The sequence below is a fragment of the Sulfurospirillum multivorans DSM 12446 genome, from assembly GCF_000568815.1.
In the GTDB taxonomy this organism is placed as follows: domain Bacteria; phylum Campylobacterota; class Campylobacteria; order Campylobacterales; family Sulfurospirillaceae; genus Sulfurospirillum; species Sulfurospirillum multivorans.
Genome location: NZ_CP007201.1, coordinates 2,390,417 through 2,408,300 on the forward strand (window position 1 = coordinate 2,390,417; position 17,884 = coordinate 2,408,300).

Annotated in this window: 17 protein-coding genes; 5 read left to right on the plus strand and 12 right to left on the minus strand. The window is 41.2% G+C overall.

The annotated features are described in order from the left end of the window. Nucleotides 1–8 precede the first annotated feature (8 nt). Genes gmd through SMUL_RS12395 form a run of 8 tightly spaced genes read right to left on the minus strand, consistent with a single transcriptional unit; the run spans nucleotide 9 to nucleotide 8,505 of the window. Nucleotides 9–1,127, minus strand: a complete 1,119-nt coding sequence (gmd, locus tag SMUL_RS12360) for a GDP-mannose 4,6-dehydratase (RefSeq protein ID WP_025345569.1) — start codon at nucleotides 1,125–1,127, stop codon at nucleotides 9–11. Then, nucleotides 1,124–2,455 carry a mannose-1-phosphate guanylyltransferase/mannose-6-phosphate isomerase gene (locus SMUL_RS12365; protein ID WP_025345570.1) on the minus strand — a complete coding sequence of 444 codons (1,332 nt, stop codon included), beginning with the start codon at nucleotides 2,453–2,455 and terminating at the stop codon, nucleotides 1,124–1,126. The genes gmd and SMUL_RS12365 overlap by 4 nt, the downstream gene beginning before the upstream one ends. Nucleotides 2,456–2,466: 11 nt before the next feature. Continuing rightward, nucleotides 2,467–3,633 (minus strand): nucleotide sugar dehydrogenase, encoded by a 1,167-nt coding sequence (locus SMUL_RS12370; protein WP_025345571.1) that lies wholly within the window; start codon nucleotides 3,631–3,633, stop codon nucleotides 2,467–2,469. Nucleotides 3,634–3,646: 13 nt separating this feature from the next. Beyond that, complete coding sequence (locus SMUL_RS12375) at nucleotides 3,647–4,465, minus strand: DNA ligase (RefSeq protein WP_025345572.1); 819 nt, start codon at nucleotides 4,463–4,465, stop codon at nucleotides 3,647–3,649. After that, the gene (gene rfbB / locus SMUL_RS12380) at nucleotides 4,466–5,488 is read right to left on the minus strand and encodes a dTDP-glucose 4,6-dehydratase (protein ID WP_025345573.1); all 1,023 of its coding nucleotides are present in this window, start codon (nucleotides 5,486–5,488) and stop codon (nucleotides 4,466–4,468) included. Beyond that, the gene (rfbA, locus tag SMUL_RS12385) at nucleotides 5,485–6,348 is read right to left on the minus strand and encodes a glucose-1-phosphate thymidylyltransferase RfbA (RefSeq protein WP_025345574.1); all 864 of its coding nucleotides are present in this window, start codon (nucleotides 6,346–6,348) and stop codon (nucleotides 5,485–5,487) included. The genes rfbB and rfbA overlap by 4 nt, the downstream gene beginning before the upstream one ends. 1 nt (nucleotide 6,349) lies before the next feature. After that, nucleotides 6,350–7,720 (minus strand): phosphomannomutase/phosphoglucomutase, encoded by a 1,371-nt coding sequence (locus SMUL_RS12390; protein WP_025345575.1) that lies wholly within the window; start codon nucleotides 7,718–7,720, stop codon nucleotides 6,350–6,352. After that, nucleotides 7,717–8,505, minus strand: a complete 789-nt coding sequence (locus tag SMUL_RS12395) for a 3'-5' exonuclease (protein WP_025345576.1) — start codon at nucleotides 8,503–8,505, stop codon at nucleotides 7,717–7,719. The genes SMUL_RS12390 and SMUL_RS12395 overlap by 4 nt, the downstream gene beginning before the upstream one ends. 63 nt (nucleotides 8,506–8,568) lie before the next feature. Here SMUL_RS12395 and SMUL_RS12400 point away from each other — a divergent pair, with 63 nt between their 5' ends. Genes SMUL_RS12400 through SMUL_RS12410 form a run of 3 tightly spaced genes read left to right on the plus strand, consistent with a single transcriptional unit; the run spans nucleotide 8,569 to nucleotide 11,449 of the window. Next, the gene (locus tag SMUL_RS12400) at nucleotides 8,569–9,459 is read left to right on the plus strand and encodes a lysophospholipid acyltransferase family protein (RefSeq protein ID WP_025345577.1); all 891 of its coding nucleotides are present in this window, start codon (nucleotides 8,569–8,571) and stop codon (nucleotides 9,457–9,459) included. Further along, entirely contained in the window at nucleotides 9,456–10,349 is an 894-nt protein-coding gene (locus SMUL_RS12405) for an ELM1/GtrOC1 family putative glycosyltransferase (protein WP_025345578.1), read from the plus strand. Before SMUL_RS12400 ends, SMUL_RS12405 begins: the two co-directional genes overlap by 4 nt. Next, a complete protein-coding gene (locus tag SMUL_RS12410; RefSeq protein ID WP_025345579.1) occupies nucleotides 10,346–11,449 on the plus strand; it encodes a glycosyltransferase family 4 protein in 1,104 nt (367 codons plus the stop codon). Before SMUL_RS12405 ends, SMUL_RS12410 begins: the two co-directional genes overlap by 4 nt. Here SMUL_RS12410 and SMUL_RS12415 read toward each other — a convergent pair. Beyond that, nucleotides 11,444–12,652, minus strand: coding sequence for an O-antigen ligase family protein (locus SMUL_RS12415; protein ID WP_025345580.1), 1,209 nt, complete (start codon nucleotides 12,650–12,652; stop codon nucleotides 11,444–11,446). The genes SMUL_RS12410 and SMUL_RS12415 overlap by 6 nt on opposite strands. A 148-nt stretch (nucleotides 12,653–12,800) precedes the next feature. Between SMUL_RS12415 and SMUL_RS16770 the strand changes: the two genes are divergently transcribed. Next, nucleotides 12,801–13,775, plus strand: coding sequence for a glycosyltransferase (locus SMUL_RS16770; protein WP_025345581.1), 975 nt, complete (start codon nucleotides 12,801–12,803; stop codon nucleotides 13,773–13,775). An 88-nt stretch (nucleotides 13,776–13,863) separates the two neighbouring features. Then, nucleotides 13,864–14,751, plus strand: coding sequence for a glycosyltransferase family 9 protein (locus SMUL_RS12425; RefSeq protein ID WP_025345582.1), 888 nt, complete (start codon nucleotides 13,864–13,866; stop codon nucleotides 14,749–14,751). A 12-nt stretch (nucleotides 14,752–14,763) separates the two neighbouring features. Here SMUL_RS12425 and SMUL_RS12430 read toward each other — a convergent pair whose 3' ends face one another. The 3 genes from SMUL_RS12430 to rfaE1 all read right to left on the minus strand — a co-directional run bounded on the left by SMUL_RS12430 (nucleotide 14,764) and on the right by rfaE1 (nucleotide 17,867). Continuing rightward, a complete protein-coding gene (locus SMUL_RS12430; protein ID WP_025345583.1) occupies nucleotides 14,764–15,777 on the minus strand; it encodes a glycosyltransferase family 10 domain-containing protein in 1,014 nt (337 codons plus the stop codon). A gap of 8 nt (nucleotides 15,778–15,785) precedes the next feature. Further along, nucleotides 15,786–16,361, minus strand: a complete 576-nt coding sequence (gene gmhA / locus SMUL_RS12435; RefSeq protein WP_025345584.1) for a D-sedoheptulose 7-phosphate isomerase — start codon at nucleotides 16,359–16,361, stop codon at nucleotides 15,786–15,788. 78 nt (nucleotides 16,362–16,439) lie between these two features. Further along, complete coding sequence (gene rfaE1 / locus SMUL_RS12440; protein WP_025345585.1) at nucleotides 16,440–17,867, minus strand: D-glycero-beta-D-manno-heptose-7-phosphate kinase; 1,428 nt, start codon at nucleotides 17,865–17,867, stop codon at nucleotides 16,440–16,442. Nucleotides 17,868–17,884: the final 17 nt, after the last annotated feature.

Consider the following 17,884-nt stretch of genomic DNA (forward strand, 5'->3'; position numbering starts at 1 on the left):
GTTTGTCCTTACTCAAAATAACTCATAATTTTATAGCCACCCTCTTTGAGGTAGACATCTTTGGTCATCAGTTTAAGATCAGATTTCATCATATCATTGACCAAATCTTCAAGATTGTGCTCCCTCGTCCATCCTAACTTTTGCTCTGCTTTACTTGGATCACCCAAAAGCAGATCAACTTCGGTTGGTCTAAAATAGCGTGGATCAACGGCTACAACCTCTTTACCGATTTCAACGTGATAGAGTGGATTTAAACACGATTTTACAACACCCATTTCATTCACACCTTCGCCTTTAAACTCAAGCTCAATGCCACAGTATCCAAACGCCATGCGTACAAAATCACGCACCATTGTTGTTGTTCCTGTTGCAATCACCCAGTCTTCTGGCTCTGGAGCTTGAAGGATCATCCACATCATACGCACGTAATCTTTTGCATGACCCCAATCACGTTTTGCGTTAAGATTGCCAAGGTAGAGTTTATCTTGCAATCCAAGCGCGATTTTACTCGCTGCTCGTGTGATTTTACGGGTTACAAAGGTCTCTCCACGCACAGGAGATTCGTGATTAAATAAAATGCCATTACACGCAAACATACCATACGCTTCTCTGTAATTCACCGTAATCCAATAGGCATACATTTTAGCCACAGCATAAGGACTTCTAGGATAAAACGGAGTCGTCTCTTTTTGAGGCGTTTCTTGCACTTTTCCGTAAAGTTCTGAGGTACTGGCTTGATAGATTTTTGTTTTTTTCTCTAAGCCTAAAAGACGCACCGCTTCTAGGATACGAAGCGTTCCTGTACCATCCGCATTCGCAACGTATTCAGGTGTTTCAAATGAAACAGCCACATGACTCATCGCCGCAAGATTATAGATCTCATCAGGTTGTGTCTCTTGGATGATACGCGTTAAATTCATACTATCAGTCATATCGCCGTGATGCAAAATGAGATTTCTATTTTCAACATGGGGGTCTTGGTAAAGATGGTCGATTCTATCGGTATTAAAGAGTGAACTTCGTCGTTTGAGACCATGAACGATATACCCTTTTTTGAGTAAAAATTCTGCTAAATAACTTCCATCTTGTCCTGTTATACCTGTAATAAGTGCTACTTTTTGATTCATACATTTTCCCTTTTATAATCATCTTCTATTCTTACAATATCATCTTCGCCCGTGTAGCTTCCCACTTGCGCTTCAATCAGCACAATAGGAATTTTACCCTGATTTTCAAGGCGGTGAATCTCTCCTGCTTTAATATACGTCGATTCATTCTCTCTTACGATGTACGTCTTATCTTCCACTTGAACCGTTGCCGTTCCACTGACCACGATCCAGTGTTCATTTCGGTGGAAATGCTTTTGAAGACTCAGCCTTTTACCGGGTTTAACCATAATTTTTTTAATTTTATAACCCGGTTTATCTTCTAAAACACTGTAGGTTCCCCAGGGTCTATGCACCGTTGCATGGGTTGTTGTCAGCTCAAGATTTTCTTTTTTGAGCCTCGTTACAATCTCTTTAACCTTTTGGGAACTCCCTTTTTGGCTAATCAACAGTGCATCTTCAGTGTCAATTACAATCAGATCATGCACATCAATGAGGCTGACATGTTTGTTGGACATAATAAAATTATTGCTCTCATCATTGTCTAATTCATGGCAAAGTGCATCGAAACTTCCCACATCGCTCCAACCGATATCACTGGGTATCACTTTCACTTTTTGGCTTTTTTCCATCACCGCATAATCAATGCTATCTTCAGGAATCAAGAGCATATCCTCATGAAGAATACGAATCATCCCATCACTCTTAGCATGCTCATACGCTGTTTTACATGTAAGAAAAATTTCTGGAGCATACGCTTCAAGCTCGCTCAAAAATACACCCACTTTAAAGCAGAACATGCCACTGTTCCAGTAGTAATTGCCCGCTTCAACATACATCTCTGCCGTTTTACAATCGGGTTTTTCATGAAAAGCTTTGACATCGGTGCCACTTGCTTCAATATATCCAAACCCTGTCTCAGCAAAGGTGGGTTTGATACCAAACGTCACTAAAAAACCTTCTTTAGCTAAGATTTCAGCTTCCACAATCGCTTTTTCATACGCTACTTGGTTTTTAATCAAATGATCGCTTGGTGTTACTAAAATAATCTCTTCTTTACCTAAAGCCATGCAGGCAAGTGCAATAGCAGGAGCCGTATTGCGACCGATGGGTTCGAGTAAGTAACGATTATTGACTTTTTTAAGCTCTTCAAGTTGATCGAGCGCTAAAAAGTATTGTTCCGTGTTAGAGACAATCAATTGCTCCCTGCAAAGAGTGCTATTGCGCTCAATCGTTAACTGAAAAAGCGATTTATGATTGAAAAGTTTTACAAACTGTTTGGGCATCAACGTACGACTAAGAGGCCATAGTCTTGTGCCACTTCCTCCGCAAAGTATTAAGTTAATCACATTTTTCCTTTTTAATCTTTACCAAATAGATCCCTCGTATACACTTTTTCTTTGACATCTTCAAGTTCAGGCATTAAACGATTCGCCACAATGACATCGCACATTTTTTTAAACTCATCTAAGTTTTTAACCACGCGTGAATGAAAAAAGCTCTCCTCTTCCAAAACTGGTTCATACACAACGACTTCAATTCCCTTAGCTTTAATACGTTTCATCACACCTTGAATCGAAGAGGTCCGAAAGTTATCACTTCCTGCTTTCATAATAAGACGGTAAATACCTACAATTTGAGGGTTTTGCTTCACAACAGATTCCGCAATGAAATCTTTACGCGTACTATTGGAATCCACAATAGCGCGAATAAGATTATTAGGCACTTCATTGTAGTTCGCTAAAAGTTGTTTAGTGTCTTTGGGCAAGCAGTATCCACCATAGCCAAAGGAAGGGTTGTTGTAAAAATTGCCAATGCGAGGGTCTAAACAAACGCCTTCGATGATCTCTTTGGTGTTCAATCCATGAATCTGCGCGTAGGAGTCAAGCTCATTAAAAAAGGCAACGCGCATGGCGAGGTAGGTGTTGGCGAAGAGTTTGATGGCTTCGGCTTCGGTTGATTCTGTAAACTCAATCGCAATATCTTTTTTTAAAGCGCCCTCTACGAGTAAGGCTGCGAATTTTTGTGCTCGTTCGCTCTTCTCTCCCACCACAATACGTGAAGGGTAAAGATTGTCATACAAGGCTTTACCTTCACGTAAAAATTCAGGAGCAAAAATAATGTTTTGAGTATTGAAACGCTCACGTACACTTTTGGTATACCCCACAGGAATGGTTGATTTGATCACCATCGTTGCGCTCGGATTATAGGTCAAAATATCCTTAATGACACTCTCAATCGACTTTGTATTAAAATAATTCGTCTCAGAGTCATAGTCTGTTGGTGTTGCGATGATAATAAACTCCGCATTTTCATACGCCTCTTGTTTATCCAACGTTGCTTTAAAATGGAGTGGTTTTTCTTTCAAGTATTCTTCAATCTCTTTATCTTCAATCGGAGAGATTTTGGCATTGATCATCTCTATTTTTTCAGGAACAATATCGAGAGCGACCACTTCATGATGTTGTGCCAATAAAATACCGTTCGAAAGCCCGACATACCCTGTTCCAACAATGGCTATTTTCATTAAATTATCATCCTTATATCTCTTCTTTCATTCGCATATACACAGGAAACCGTGGCTTTCCGCCTTTAGTTAGCTCTTGAAATTTATAGGTGATCTTCGAGCCAACGGAGGGAGGATTTTTGCGCTCAGTGTCACTGAAACCTGAGCCGATATCAAACATCACACCTTCATCGTTTTTACATGTAAGCGAACCAAAACTGTTTTTATACTTTCCCTCACCCTTATGATGCTCCACAACTTCGCATTCTGCATCTTGGAAACTTTTTACTTTCAGGCTGTTTGGGTCGCGCTTAGAAACGTACTTGCTATCAGGATGGCGAACCACAACGCCCTCACCTCCACCTTTTTCAACCTCGGCAAGGAAGCTTTTAAGTGCTTCATTATCTTTACATGTAAACTGTTTTGCAATTCTAAGATAATCCGCTTGATTGAGTTTGAGATAATACTCCAACTTCACTAAACGCTGGATCAAACCGCCATTTTCATGAGGAATATCAAAGGCGTAAAACGCGATAGTTTTCCATCCATCGTGCGGCTCTTTTTTCCTGACGATGGAGATGATATTTTCAAAATCGCCTCGTTTACTCCAAAGCTCACCATCCACAGCAAAAGGAGGAAATCCTTCGGTAAACCAAGCAGGAGCGGCAAGTTCAATACCGCCACGGGAGATCAGTTTTTGCCCATCCCAGTAGGCTCTCACGCCATCCATTTTCTCACTCATAAGCCACCCTGAGACATCTTGCCCATTCCACTCTTGCAACAGCAGCAGTTCAGGATTCGCGCCAAACAGCGCACTTATCAAAACGAGCCACGAGAGAATCAATCGCTTCATTTAGACCTCAACCGTATATTTTTTCAAATACCATTGAATCGTTTTAAGAATGCCCGATTCAAAGTTCTCTTCCGCTTCCCAGCCCAGTTTAGTCTCGATCTTCGTCGCATCAATCGCATAACGTCTATCATGCCCTGCTCTATCTTCGACAAAACTGATTTGCTCTTTGTACGAGGTCGCTTTGGGTTTTAAGGTATCTAGGATTTCACAGATTTTATGCGCGATATAGAGATTATCTCGCTCATTGCGTCCACCGATATTATACGTTTCACCTCTGTTTCCTTCATGAAAGACAAGGTCGATTCCTTTGCAATGATCTAAGACATACAGCCAATCGCGGATATTTTGACCATCGCCGTAAATCGGAATGGGTTGATTGCTTAGCGCTTTTCGTATGATGGTAGGAATGAGTTTTTCATCGTGTTGTTTAGGGCCGTAGTTATTGGAACAATTGGTGATGACCGTATTCATTCCATAGGTGTGATGGTAGGCTCGTACAATCATATCACTTCCTGCTTTGGACGCGGAGTAAGGCGAATTAGGTGCGTAAGAGGTAGATTCTGTAAAAAGCCCCGTAGCACCAAGGGTTCCATACACTTCATCGGTAGAGATATGATGAAAACGACACTCCTCGTATCCCTCTTTCAACACAAAGGGTTTTCCCATCCAGGTTTTATACGCCACATCAAGGAGCGTAAACGTTCCATTGACATTGGTTTCGATAAAAACGCCTGGATTTTTAATGGAGTTATCCACATGGCTTTCTGCGGCAAAGTGAATCACGCCTTGGATAGAATATTTTTCAAACAAGGATTCGACTAAAGTACGATCACAAATATCACCCTCTACAAAGGTGTAACGAGGTTCATCTGCAACTTCACTGAGGTTTTCTACGTTGCCCGCATAGGTGAGAAGGTCTAGGTTAATGAGGTGATACTCTTGGTATTGATCTAAAAAATAAGGGACAAAGTTTGAGCCGATAAACCCTGCACAGCCAGTAACTAAGATGTACTTTTGACTCATTTAACCAACTCCTTAAGGTATTCACCGTATCCATTTTTACTCAGAGGTTTTGCAATCTCTAAGACTTGTTCTTTTGTGATCCATCCATAATGATACGCGATCTCTTCCAAACAAGCAATTTTAAAACCTTGGCGTTTTTCAATCGTTTGGACAAACAATCCCGCTTCCAACAGACTCTCATGCGTTCCCGTATCAAGCCAGGCGAAACCACGACCTAACACTTCTACATGTAAATCGCCTCGTTTAAGATAAGCTTCATTAACATCGGTAATTTCAAGTTCGCCTCGATGAGAAGGTTTAACCGCTTTAGCGATCTTAATCACATCGTTATCGTAAAAATAAAGTCCCGTCACGGCAAAAGGTGATTTGGGGTTGAGAGGTTTTTCCTCAATGCTAATCGCTTTTTGATTTTCATCAAACTCCACCACACCAAAACGCTGTGGATCTTTGACCTTATACCCAAATACAATCGCACCTTTTTCGAGCTTGGCGGCATTTTGCAACAATGGTGTAAAGCCTTGACCGTAAAAGATATTGTCCCCTAAAATAAGACAAACGCTATCATCGCCTATAAATTCTTCACCTAAAAGAAACGCTTGCGCCAATCCATCGGGGCTGGGTTGAATTTTATACGAAAGCGAAAGACCCCAACGTGAACCATCGCCAAACAGATCTTCAAACTTGCCAATATCCTGAGGGGTTGAGATAATCAAGATTTCGCGAATACCTGCTAACATCAAAACAGAGAGCGGATAATAGATCATCGGTTTATCATAAATGGGCAACAACTGTTTGCTAATCGTTTGCGTCACAGGATACAGTCTCGTTCCGCTTCCGCCTGCTAGGATGATGCCTTTCATATTAGTGAAGCTCTGCTTTAGCGTACGCAATCAGCTCGTTGAGTTTTTTCTCGTACAATTTTGCATTATCCGCATTCGTCGATTCAAAACGTGTGACAAGGACTGGCGTTGTATTGCTCGCTCTCACCAAACCCCAACCATCGTTAAAGATAACCCTGACACCATCAACATCGACAATCTCTTTGATGGCAGGAAAGTCTTTTGGAGGGTTTTTCAAAAGCTCTTTGACTTTGTCAACTAAGGGGAATTTTTCACTCTCATTGGTCTCAACTTTAAGCTCTTCGGTAGAATAAACGACGGGTAGTTTTGCGATCTCAGCATCCACATCCAAACCATTTTTAACCATTTCAATCATACGAAGTGTGGCATAAATTGCATCGTCATAGCCAAAGTAACGGTCATTAAAGAAGAGGTGACCACTGACTTCCGCTGCAAAATCAGCGTTCGTTTTAGCGATCATCACTTTGAGGTTACTGTGACCCGTTTTGTACATAATCGCCCGCCCTCGTTTGTTGATCTCATCGTACATCACTTGAGAACATTTGACTTCGCCAATGACCGTTGGATTTTTCATGGCACTGGAGAAAAGAATCGCCATGATGTCACCTTTGACATTGTTGTGTTTGGTCAAAAATGCCAATCTATCAGCATCGCCATCATAAGCAAACCCAAGCGCATACTCGCCTTCAAGCTCTTTTTTAATGTCTTTGAGATTTTTCTCAACCGTTGGATCGGGATGATGATTTGGGAAAGTACCATCAGGATCGGTGTACAAACCTTTACATGTAAAGTCTAAAGCTTTGAAAACATCTTGGACCACAACGCCTGCAACGCCATTGCCACAGTCATAGACAAACGGCTGTTTGAAGCCTTTAAGGTGGTCAAACTCTTTGATAAGATAGGCGATATAACGCTCTTTCGCATTGATAAACGCAGAACTTAGGTCATCTTCAATTTCAGTATCATAATTGGCAATAATCTCACGACCAAGTGCGTAAATATCTTCACCAAAAAACGGTTTTTTATCAATCGTGATTTTAAAGCCATTGTATTCACTTGGGTTGTGAGAACCTGTAATCATAATAGACGCATTAGGCGTTACACCATTAAAATCTTGAAAGTTACTAAAATAATTAACCGGTGTCGCGACAAGTCCCATTGTAAGAACTTTACAGCCAGCTTTGTTAAGTCCGCTTGTGAGATACTCACACAAAATCGGTGAATGCGAACGCGCGTCATACCCAATCGCAACATTTTTGCCCACTTTGACAATCTGTTTTCCTAAAAAATACCCAATTAATTTGACTGTCTGCTCGTTCAACTCTTTTTCGTAAATACCTCTAATGTCATACTCTCTAAAAATCGTTTTCAATGGTTCTCCTTGTACAATTCTTCTTCAATTGCGATGCCAAAAACATCCGTATAGGACTTATGGACCCGTAAATTTTCCTGCATTGTAACCAATGCACGCTGATAATCCTCTATAATGAGGTTCCCTTTGAGCAGTTCATACTTCAAAAAAAGCCAATAGGTATTGAGTACATCGCTCTCGCAATACTCCTTAATTTTATCAATTTCACCTGCATAAAAAAGCTCTAACACCTGATCGCCATGCACATCATACTTGCCAGGAAGTCCAACCATCGAGCAGACGTGATCAAGTTTAAGCCCGCGTACTGCGCCAAATTCGCACAAGTGATCTAACAAATCCACATGAAAACGATCTGAATAACGCGCACGGTAATTTTCCCATTTATTTTTATTTAACTCTTTGTTGTCTTGCTCAAAATAAGCGTTACATGTAAGATTGTATTGCATCGCGCGAAGCATCAGAAGTGGCATATCAAAACTACGCCCATTAAAACTCACCAACTTTGGATTGTGTTTGTTGATGAAGCCTAAAAAGCTTTTGATCATCTCCTGTTCGCTGTTTCCCTCAATGCTACTCACCTTGCGAAAGATGCCAAAATCATCAGCAATAACCGCCGAAATCGCCACAATTTTATGAAACGACAGCGGTAAAAAACTGCTTCCACTCTTCTGCTCTTGCTCTTTTTGCGCTAAAAGTGAGACCTCAAGATCGTCTCCTTCAAGGCTCAGGACGCTTCGAATTAGCTTGGTATCAGGGATAGTTTCAATATCGAACACACAGATCATTAAGTACCTCTTTGGCTCAGTTTAGCTACAATTTTACCTTAATTCAATTTTGAAAGTGATGAGATGAGAATTTTTTTGGAATACTACGCCCTCAAAGGTGTTCTACTCTTAACCAAATTGTTGCCAATACCTTTGATTTATGGGTTTTGTAAGCTATTAGCAACACTTTTTTTTACGCTCGATAAGCGAAGACGTACCATTACCCTCCAAAACTTAGCCCTTGCCTACCCCCATAAAACAGAAGACGAACGCTACACATTGGCAAAAAATATTTATAAAAGTGTTGCCATCAGCATTGCAGAAATGCTTCTTATGATGCACCAACGACTCGACATCGATGCCATGGTTTCAAACTATGAAGAAGCGCTTCATGAGTTAAAGCTCTATTTTGACGATGTAAACAGAGGTAAACTCCTTCTTACCGCACATTTTGGTAACTGGGAATTGCTGGCACACTTTCTCGCAAAACATGGCTATCCTATGGTCGTCATCGGGCGTAAAGGCAATAATCACCTCATTGAAGAGCACATCACAACCCCTTTTCGTACACGCTATGGCAACACGCTTGCCCATAAAAGCAAAGCTATGGCGGCCATTGTGCGTGTCTTAAACCAAAAAAAAATCGCAGGAATGCTGATCGATCAAAAATCAGGTGGCTCCAGTAGCATTAAAATCAATTTCTTTGGTCACCCTGCCGATACTATCAACTCGATTGGACTGCTTAAGCTTCGTTATGATCCTTCTGTTGTCCCACTTTTTATGGCGCGTCAGAGCGATGGGCGATACAAGCTCATCATCGGATCAACCCAAGAGATTGTGTTGCCAGAAGAGCTTAACGAAACAGAGCACATTAAACGTCTCACCCAACACTACAACGACATCATTGAAGCGGTTATCAAAGAGTATCCTGAGCAATGGTTTTGGATGCACGATCGCTGGAGACTCTTTAAGTGACCCTGCTCATTTTAAGTGATGGGCGTATGGGGCACCTCAACCAGTCAATCGCCCTTGCCAAACACCTTGGAGCACACTACGAGATACGTTCTGTGCACTTTACATGTAAAGCGTACAAACTGCTCTCTTACCTGCTGGATCGTCTCAAAATTTACACTTCTTCTTTGTTTAAACTGGATCAGCCTCTAACGCAAAACTACGATTGTATCGTCTCTACAGGTTCAAGCACGTATTATGCGAACAAAACGCTTGCTCGCGCTCTTGGCATCAAGTCGATTACGATGATGCTTCCGCAAAGTTACCGTTATGATTTTGATCTGATCTTTGCACAAGCACACGACCATCCACCTAAGCAAACTAACATCATTCCCTTGCCTGCCAATTTTAGTTACGTGGAACCTAAAGGACTTTTTGCACCTAAAGGCAAATCGGTGGGGATTATTATCGGTGGAAATAATGCGCTTTTTAGGATGGATAAAGCCCATCTCAAAAGCCAACTGGACTTTATCTTTGAACAGTTTCAAGGCTATGAAATCGCTGTAACCACGTCACCAAGGACACCTAAAGAGATTGAAAAGTTGGTGGAAAACTACCCTTTTGCGTACAGCGTGATTTTTTCAAATACTAAGATCAATCCCATTGCCGATTTTGTAGCGCATTGTGAGGTCGTTTTCATCACGATTGACTCCACGTCGATGATCAGCGAAGCGATCAGTTATGGCACCTCATGCGTTGAGATACTGCCACTGGGAAAAACGCAAAACAATAAATTTTTCACGATGACCCAAACCCTTGAAAAAGAGGGATATCTGCACCTTTTTGATGGCACTCTCGCTCATAATAGTCGAAAAATAGACTTTAACCACTACGCACAAAAGGTAAACGCATGAAAATCGTTCAACTCATCCCAGAACTGAATGAAGGTGGCGTAGAGAGAGGGGTCGTTGAGCTCTCACGCGAATTGGTGAAGAGAGGATTTGAGAGTGTTGTGATCAGCAACGGCGGCAAATTGATCGAACAATTAGAACGTGATGGATCGTTACATGTAAAGGTCAATGTCTGCTCCAAAAACGTTCTCACTGCACCTTGGCGTATCTGGAAACTCTACCAAGCCCTTCAAAATATCAAGCCCGATCTTTTACATGTAAGAAGTCGCGTGCCTGCGTGGATGGTCTTTTTTGCCAATAAACTGTTGCACCTTCCCATCGTTTCAACCGTACATGGCTTTAACTCGGTCAATCGCTACAGCGCCATTATGGTTAAAGCAGATCAGATTATCTGTGCAAGCTCTTTTTTAATCGATCACGTCATCCAACATTTTCATGCCGATCCTTCCAAGATTCACCTGATTCCAAGAGGGATTGACTTTAACTATTTCAATACCCATGAATTAGATACGAAGTTTATGGAGACCTTTCAACACGAGCATCATTTAACCCATAAGCGTGTTATTTTGCATGTGGCACGCATTACACACTGGAAAGATCAAGCCACTACGATTCGCGCTTTTTTAGAGCTTCGTGCGAAGAGAGATGACATCAAGCTCTTTTTTGTGGGCGGCATTGATCCTAAGCGTCTCTCCTATTTTGAGGAACTTCAACGTTTAGTTTTCGATTCTGATTTTGCGAAAGATATTGTTTTTCTAGGAAGCCAATCCAAAATGAAAGAGCTTTACGCATTAGCGGACCTTACGATCTCCGCTTCCACCAAACCCGAAACCTTTGGACGCGCTAATGTCGAGAGCCTTGCGATGGGCGTACCCCTTTTGGCAACACCGATTGGTGCGACACAAGATTATATTAAAGAGGGCGAAACAGGATTTTTCTTTGAGCCAAAAAATCACACTTCGTTAGCAAGTCTGATGCAAAAAGCACTCGAATATCCCTTTGATAAACAGAAAATTCAAGCGTTTGCCAAAACCCATTTTTCGCTCGAACAGATGGTGGAAAAAAATGTGGCGATTTACACCACATTCTCTTCTGATTTATGAAGGCCTCTTTTCCTGCAAATATGCCTTTTGATAATTGAAAATCATCACAAAGACAGAAATTGATAAGATCATAAAGAAGGACCACGTTCCACTTGAGAGCGAAAATCCACTATTGAGGAGCGAGAAAGAGTACCACACGCCCATACTTCCAATTAAAACAACAGGACCTGAGCGGTAGACTATTTTTGCAATTGTAAAAAGTAAGAAAAGGGCAAATGCAATTCCTACAAGACCTTGTTCTGCTAGAATATCCATCCAGGGGCTATGCGCATGAAATTGTCCTTCTCCCGTTTTAGGATTAATCTCATGGCTTTCAAAAGAGTCTTTGTAATATTCAAACTGCCTATCGCGAAAATTTTTAAAACCAACCCCTAAAATTGGGTTATCTTTAAACTCTTCAAAGGCCGTTAGCCAGATGGAAACGCGTGTATGCTTTTGATCTTCAAAAGGATGTGCCAATGTTAAGATGCGTGCTTGCAATTGAGGTGTCATAGAGACAACAACCGCTGAGATGACTAAAAAACTGCCTAATGCCATAAAGGCCCATTTACGGTACGGGCTGACCCAGGCAATGAGTGGTAAAAAGATGGCGAGTAAAAGAAGTGGCCCTCTTGCGCCTGATAAAGGCATCGTTAAAAGCATACCCATCAGTACCACACCATAGAGAAGATACTCTTTTGTTCTCTGTCCCTTCAGTGCTAATAAAGCACCAAAAAAACCGATCCAGAGAGGAAAAACGTAAGCAAAAACTCTATTGTGACCAATCAAATCCGTCACACGTGAGGCTTGGATTGGTGTGCCCAAAAGATTAAAACCGATGATAAATTGAATAAGAGCATTCGCTACAATAAACAAAATAACAATCATCTGTACACGTATGTAACGATCGATGTACGCTTTGTTTATAAACGTTGATTTGATGGCAACATAAAGCAAACACCATAAAAAAACCTGAAGTGCGCTACGCATAGCACTGTAGGGATTTACGGCCCACAGTGCACTGCTAAAGATGTATGAACACCAACATGCTAAGGCAATAAAAATAGGATCATTAAAAACATCCCAACGCCTTTTTACAATCACATCAATCAAAAAAACCAAAACGATTACCCCAGTCACAGCCTTATAAGACTTTCCAATGAAAAAGCTAAGGGAGAGTAGGTAAAACAGATATTCTAAAATTTTATCGCGATTTATTGCCATGGGTATCCTTTATGCCGCGTTAACTGTGCGCAGGAATTATAGCATATTGAAAAAACTCCTGCAAATGTTCTGCACACTTATTTTAGGTCGTTATCATTGAAAATGGGTTATACTTGAAACTCTAAACTTATTTTATTGAGGATATTTGATGCTTCACTATCTTTTTAGACACAATAAAGATTATTCACGTTTTAATATTATCAAACACCTCTTAAAAGATGTTACATGTAAAAATGATATTTTTATGTTATTGCCTTTCTCCAAGAACCAGTTTTTCAAACATTTTTTTAAACGTAACCGCATTGTCAATGATTTTTTTATCTCAAACTATGACACCTACGTCTATGATAGAGAAAAAATCAGCAAATACAATCCAAGAGCATGGTGGAAATACCTTCAAGATTGGGTTAATTTTAAATTCTCAAAATATCTTTTATCCGACACTCAAGCACATTTTGACTATTGGCAGAAACTGTTTGGAACCTTCAAAGGAGAGCATTTTGTATTACCGGTTTTGGCAGATACCTCTCTTTACTATCCTGCAAAAGACCCACGCATAGATGAACCAAAACGTATTTTATTTTATGGCTCTTTTATCCCTTTGCATGGGATTGATATTATCTTAAAAGCTTTTGCACTGCTTGAAAAAGAGCAGATTTCCTTTCAAGCGCAGGTGATCGGCAAAGGTCAAATGTTTGCAGCAATGAAAGCGTTACATGAAAACCTTCATCTTTGCAATGTCGAAATGAATGGTCTTTTTATGAATGAGCAAGCACTGGTTGATGAGATACGAAAAGCCGACATCGTTCTTGGTATCTTCGGACATAGCCAAAAAGCTTTTTCAGTGATTCCCAATAAAGCATACCAAGCACTTGCCTGTCAAAAGGCACTGATTACGATGACGACCCCTACAATGTATGAATTTTTTAATGATCATGAAATCCTCATGTGTCCCAATACCCCCGAAGCGTTAGCAGAGGCGATGAAAACACTGATCAACGACACGGCATTATTGCAGCAATATCAAACCAATGGCTACCAAGCCTTTAACATGCTCTATGAACAGACGCAAAAACGTTTTGCACATTTTATTCATACGATAGATCAATCATTGGATTCATAGAGCCAATGACGCTATCAAACGTTACATGTAACGTTTGATGTGATACCATTTTCGACCATCTTAACCAACTCTAAAGGTATTTAAAACGATGAATTTAGCTGTTATCAAATTTAGTGCTCTTGGCGATATTGCTGAGAGTTTACCTGTTTTAAGAGCGTTCAAACAGACTCCAACCATTATTACGTCGCCCCTTGGCAAAGCTTTGCTGCAAGATGAATTTGATGATTTTATGCTTTTATCCAATAAAAAAGCACTCACCCTGGCTAAACTGATTTGGGAAATTCGAAAACAGAAGTTTGATTGGTTGGTTGATTTACAAAACAACGATCGAAGTCGTTTGATTGATTACCTCTCTAACGCTACACGTATTGCGAACCATGACACCATTGTACTGACACAAAACATTAACACGATTTTATATCAAATTGCACAAAAAACGTCACTTGTTAACCCGTTAGATACGACCTTTGTACTTAAAGAGCGCTCTTACATTGTCTTAAATTGTGGTTCAAGCCCCAAGTGGTCTTCCAAGCGTCTTCCAGCTCATAAATGGCACGAGATCAGTGCCCTACTTTATGAGCGATTTCACCTCCCCTTTATCCTAACGGGTGACGTCTCAGAGAAGGAATACGTTGAAGAGATATTAAAATCAATCGTCGGAGAAAAAAAGAGTGTTGCAGGGAAAACGACGCTTCAAGATCTCAAAAAAATTCTGAGTGAGGCTTTCTTAACGGTTTCCACCGATTCGGGTCCTATGCATCTATCTGCTGTTCAAAAAACACCGACTATTGGTCTTTTTGGACCGACAAACTGGATTAAAGCAGCCCCTTATGGACCGTGGTCAACTGCGGTATATGATACGCACTTTTATGCGGATGCGATACCGCCAAAGAGAAGTTTGATGGAACACGATCACTATTTTGATCACATCAGTATCGATCAAGCGTTAGTCACATTGTCGGCGTATCTTGTGTAAGCAATTGTTTCGTTATGCACAAATGGTTTTCATAAAACCTTCTATTCTAAACCAAAAAAATCGCATCAAGTCGCTCAAGTGCCGCACTCTCATCACTCTTCTTGAATAGATTTTTTGATTGGGCACCAAGATGGAAGGTTCTGAGTTTTGCACGATTTTGTCGATCATCGCAAGTAAATTATACTCCTCAAGAACGCGTCTACGTGCCTCTTTCACCGCCTCAAAACGCCTTTCATATTCTCCCTCGTGTTCTATAATTTCCTTAATTTTCGCAATGGAGCCTTCAATATCGTGAATATCGATTTGAATCACGCTCTCTTTGGGAAAATAGTCATACACATTTGGACACCCACAATAAATGGGGACACACCCTCCTAAAAACGCATCCGCAAGCTTTTCAGTCCAAACGTGTTTTTCAATATGGTTTTCAATGGCAACATGAAATTCATACGGGTCTAAAGCATCTGCTTTAAGATCAATCCACTTAAATCCTTTGCCAAAACGTTCAAGTTCAGGCATCGCTTCTTGCAATTTCTGGGTAAAGTCATACCGCAACTTGTGCATGGTATGCCCTTGTTGCTTGTTGGAGCAGACGGTTGATATTTTTTTAGTTTTAGTAGGGTTTGTTACGCGAAGGATTTCATCATACGTTTTGCCATAAAACCAGGTATTGCCCGTTTGTGAACGAATCGCATTGGGATGCGGTAACGTTTTCTCACCATGGTTGGTGATGAGATAGTGAAACTGTCCTGCAAATGCTCTACCATAGTAACTAATGGAACTAGGCTCCGTCGTCACAAGAATGGTATTCTCTCTGGGGCACTGCAGTGGCTCTATCTTATGAGGGACAATGCTGGCAATATCATCAAGGACAACGAGCCAATCGTAATTTTGATCGAGTGGATCAAACGTAAATTGGCACTTTCCCCAAGTTCCCTGACTGTGAGGTATCTGTTTTTTAAAGGTGCTCTCTTGATTACTACGGCTTCCTCGCTCTGTTATCTTAACGCGAATATAGGTCTGCAATGCTTGCCCTACCCATTCGTTTTAAAGTGAGTATCGATCGCTTGGCAAATAATATGCCCGATCATAATGTGCATCTCTTGAATACGCGGTGTATCCTCACTTGGGACAATGATGTTTATGTCGCAAAATTCACTCATAACACCCCCATCTCGTCCGCTTAAACCGATGGTACGACATCCCATATGTTTGGCTAGGCTAAGCGCTCGTACGACATTTTTGCTATGCCCACTGGTCGAAATACCGATGAGTACGTCGCCTTCTCTTGCTAAAGCTTCCACTTGGCGGTCATAGATACGATCAAATCCATAGTCATTTCCAACAGCCGTTAAGACAGAGGTATCCGTTGTCAGAGCAATTCCGGCAAGTCCTCGCCGCTCAATTTTATAACGCCCACTCAGCTCTGCCGCAATATGTTGCGCATCAGCAGCACTTCCACCGTTGCCACACAGTAAGATTTTATTGCCATTTTTCAGCGCTTCAATCGCAATGATAGAAGCCGTATAAATATGGCTTTGTAAATTCAAAAGTGTTTTTTCAACGACCTCTTTATGCGCCTGAATTTCGTTGTAAATCATCTCCATCATTCTATTGTCCTTTTGCCTTCGTCTATGCTCATGCTTCGCATAAAGACTTTGGTTCCGAGCTGACAAAAGTGAAGCAGTTCACTTTTGTTTATCATCTCTCATCCTCTCAATAATGCTAGTCGTGCTTTTGCCCTCAATAAATTCAACCAATCGTACCTCTTTGGCAATGTTACTTCCCACAACTTCCTTGCCTTCGTAATCAGCCCCTTTAACCAAAATATCGGGTTTAAGGACAGAAATAAGCTCAAGTGGGGTATCTTCTTCAAAAGGAACAACGTAGCTGACCGATTCTAAACTAGCTAAGATGTACGCTCGGTCTTCTAAAGTGTTTATAGGTCGATGCTCACCTTTTAGTCGCTTGATCGAATCATCAGCATTCAGCCCAACAATAAGCACATCGCCAAAGCTTCTGGCAATCTCAAGGTACTTCACATGCCCTACATGTAAAATGTCAAAGCAACCATTGGTAAAGACAATTTTTTGATGTTTTTTGGTTTGAAGAAGGCGTGTGATCTCTTCGATGCTTTTAAGTTTACTCTCAGCCGTTGCACTTCGAAGGCTATGCTCATACGCATCAATTTCATCCAGCGTGACGGTTGCACTTCCAAGTTTTCCCACAACTACTGCGGCCGCTTTATTGGCAAAAGATGCCGCTTCTTGAATACTTTGCCCAGAAGCATACGCATACCCTAAAGCTGCCAGTACGGTATCGCCAGCACCCGTAACATCGTACACTTCACGTGCAACGGTTGGCATTTTAAGAAACTGCTCACCAAAGATTGCCATTCCATCTTCCGAGAGCGTTATAATGGCGTACTCAAGATCCAAACTCTCTTTGAGTAAAGTTCCAGCTTTGTGCAAGCTTTCATCATCGTTTATAGCAATTTTGGTAGCAAGACTTGCCTCTTTTTTATTGGGCGTAATCAGCGTCGCTCCACTGTATTTGTGGTAATCATCCCCTTTGGGATCGACAAAAATAGGCTTTTGATATTTTTTGGCAAGCTCAATCACTTTACATGTAAAGTTTGGTGTCAAAACACCTTTGCCATAATCGGAGAGTAAAATGACATCTACTTTGGGTATATACGCAACGCATTGCGCTAAAAGTGCTTCTGCTGAAGTTTCAGTGATGTCATCTTTGGATTCGCTATCATAACGCACTACTTGTTGATGAGAGGCAATGACACGGCTCTTCTTACTGGTTTTGCGACCCTCTTGCACAACCATTCCAGCTGTGTCAAGACCTTGAAGTAAAAGCGTTTCAAGCAATTCTTTCCCATTTAAATCATCCCCAATCACACTTGCAACACTGACATGCGCACCTAAACTCACCAGATTGTTGACCACATTGCCAGCCCCACCAAGGACGGTACTTTCACGCTGTATATCCACCACTTGAACCGGTGCTTCAGGAGAGATGCGTTCGCATTTACCCCAAAGGTAATGATCTAACATCATATCGCCGATAACTAAAATATGAGGCTGTGTTGTGCCGTTTCTTTTCATGCAGTACTCTTAGTGGT

Bases quoted from the DNA above. Each gene is read 5' to 3' on its own strand.
- rfbB (WP_025345573.1), bottom strand. From the start codon at position 5,488: ATGAGTCAAAAGTACATCTTAGTTACTGGCTGTGCAGGGTTTATCGGC.
- SMUL_RS12375 (WP_025345572.1), bottom strand. From the start codon at position 4,465: ATGAAGCGATTGATTCTCTCGTGGCTCGTTTTGATAAGTGCGCTGTTT.
- rfaE1 (WP_025345585.1), bottom strand. From the start codon at position 17,867: ATGAAAAGAAACGGCACAACACAGCCTCATATTTTAGTTATCGGCGAT.
- rfbA (WP_025345574.1), bottom strand. From the start codon at position 6,348: ATGAAAGGCATCATCCTAGCAGGCGGAAGCGGAACGAGACTGTATCCT.
- gmd (WP_025345569.1), bottom strand. From the start codon at position 1,127: ATGAATCAAAAAGTAGCACTTATTACAGGTATAACAGGACAAGATGGA.
- SMUL_RS12395 (WP_025345576.1), bottom strand. From the start codon at position 8,505: ATGATCTGTGTGTTCGATATTGAAACTATCCCTGATACCAAGCTAATT.
- gmhA (WP_025345584.1), bottom strand. From the start codon at position 16,361: ATGATGGAGATGATTTACAACGAAATTCAGGCGCATAAAGAGGTCGTT.
- SMUL_RS12400 (WP_025345577.1), top strand. From the start codon at position 8,569: ATGAGAATTTTTTTGGAATACTACGCCCTCAAAGGTGTTCTACTCTTA.
- SMUL_RS12410 (WP_025345579.1), top strand. From the start codon at position 10,346: ATGAAAATCGTTCAACTCATCCCAGAACTGAATGAAGGTGGCGTAGAG.
- SMUL_RS12370 (WP_025345571.1), bottom strand. From the start codon at position 3,633: ATGAAAATAGCCATTGTTGGAACAGGGTATGTCGGGCTTTCGAACGGT.
- SMUL_RS12425 (WP_025345582.1), top strand. From the start codon at position 13,864: ATGAATTTAGCTGTTATCAAATTTAGTGCTCTTGGCGATATTGCTGAG.
- SMUL_RS12415 (WP_025345580.1), bottom strand. From the start codon at position 12,652: ATGGCAATAAATCGCGATAAAATTTTAGAATATCTGTTTTACCTACTC.
- SMUL_RS16770 (WP_025345581.1), top strand. From the start codon at position 12,801: ATGCTTCACTATCTTTTTAGACACAATAAAGATTATTCACGTTTTAAT.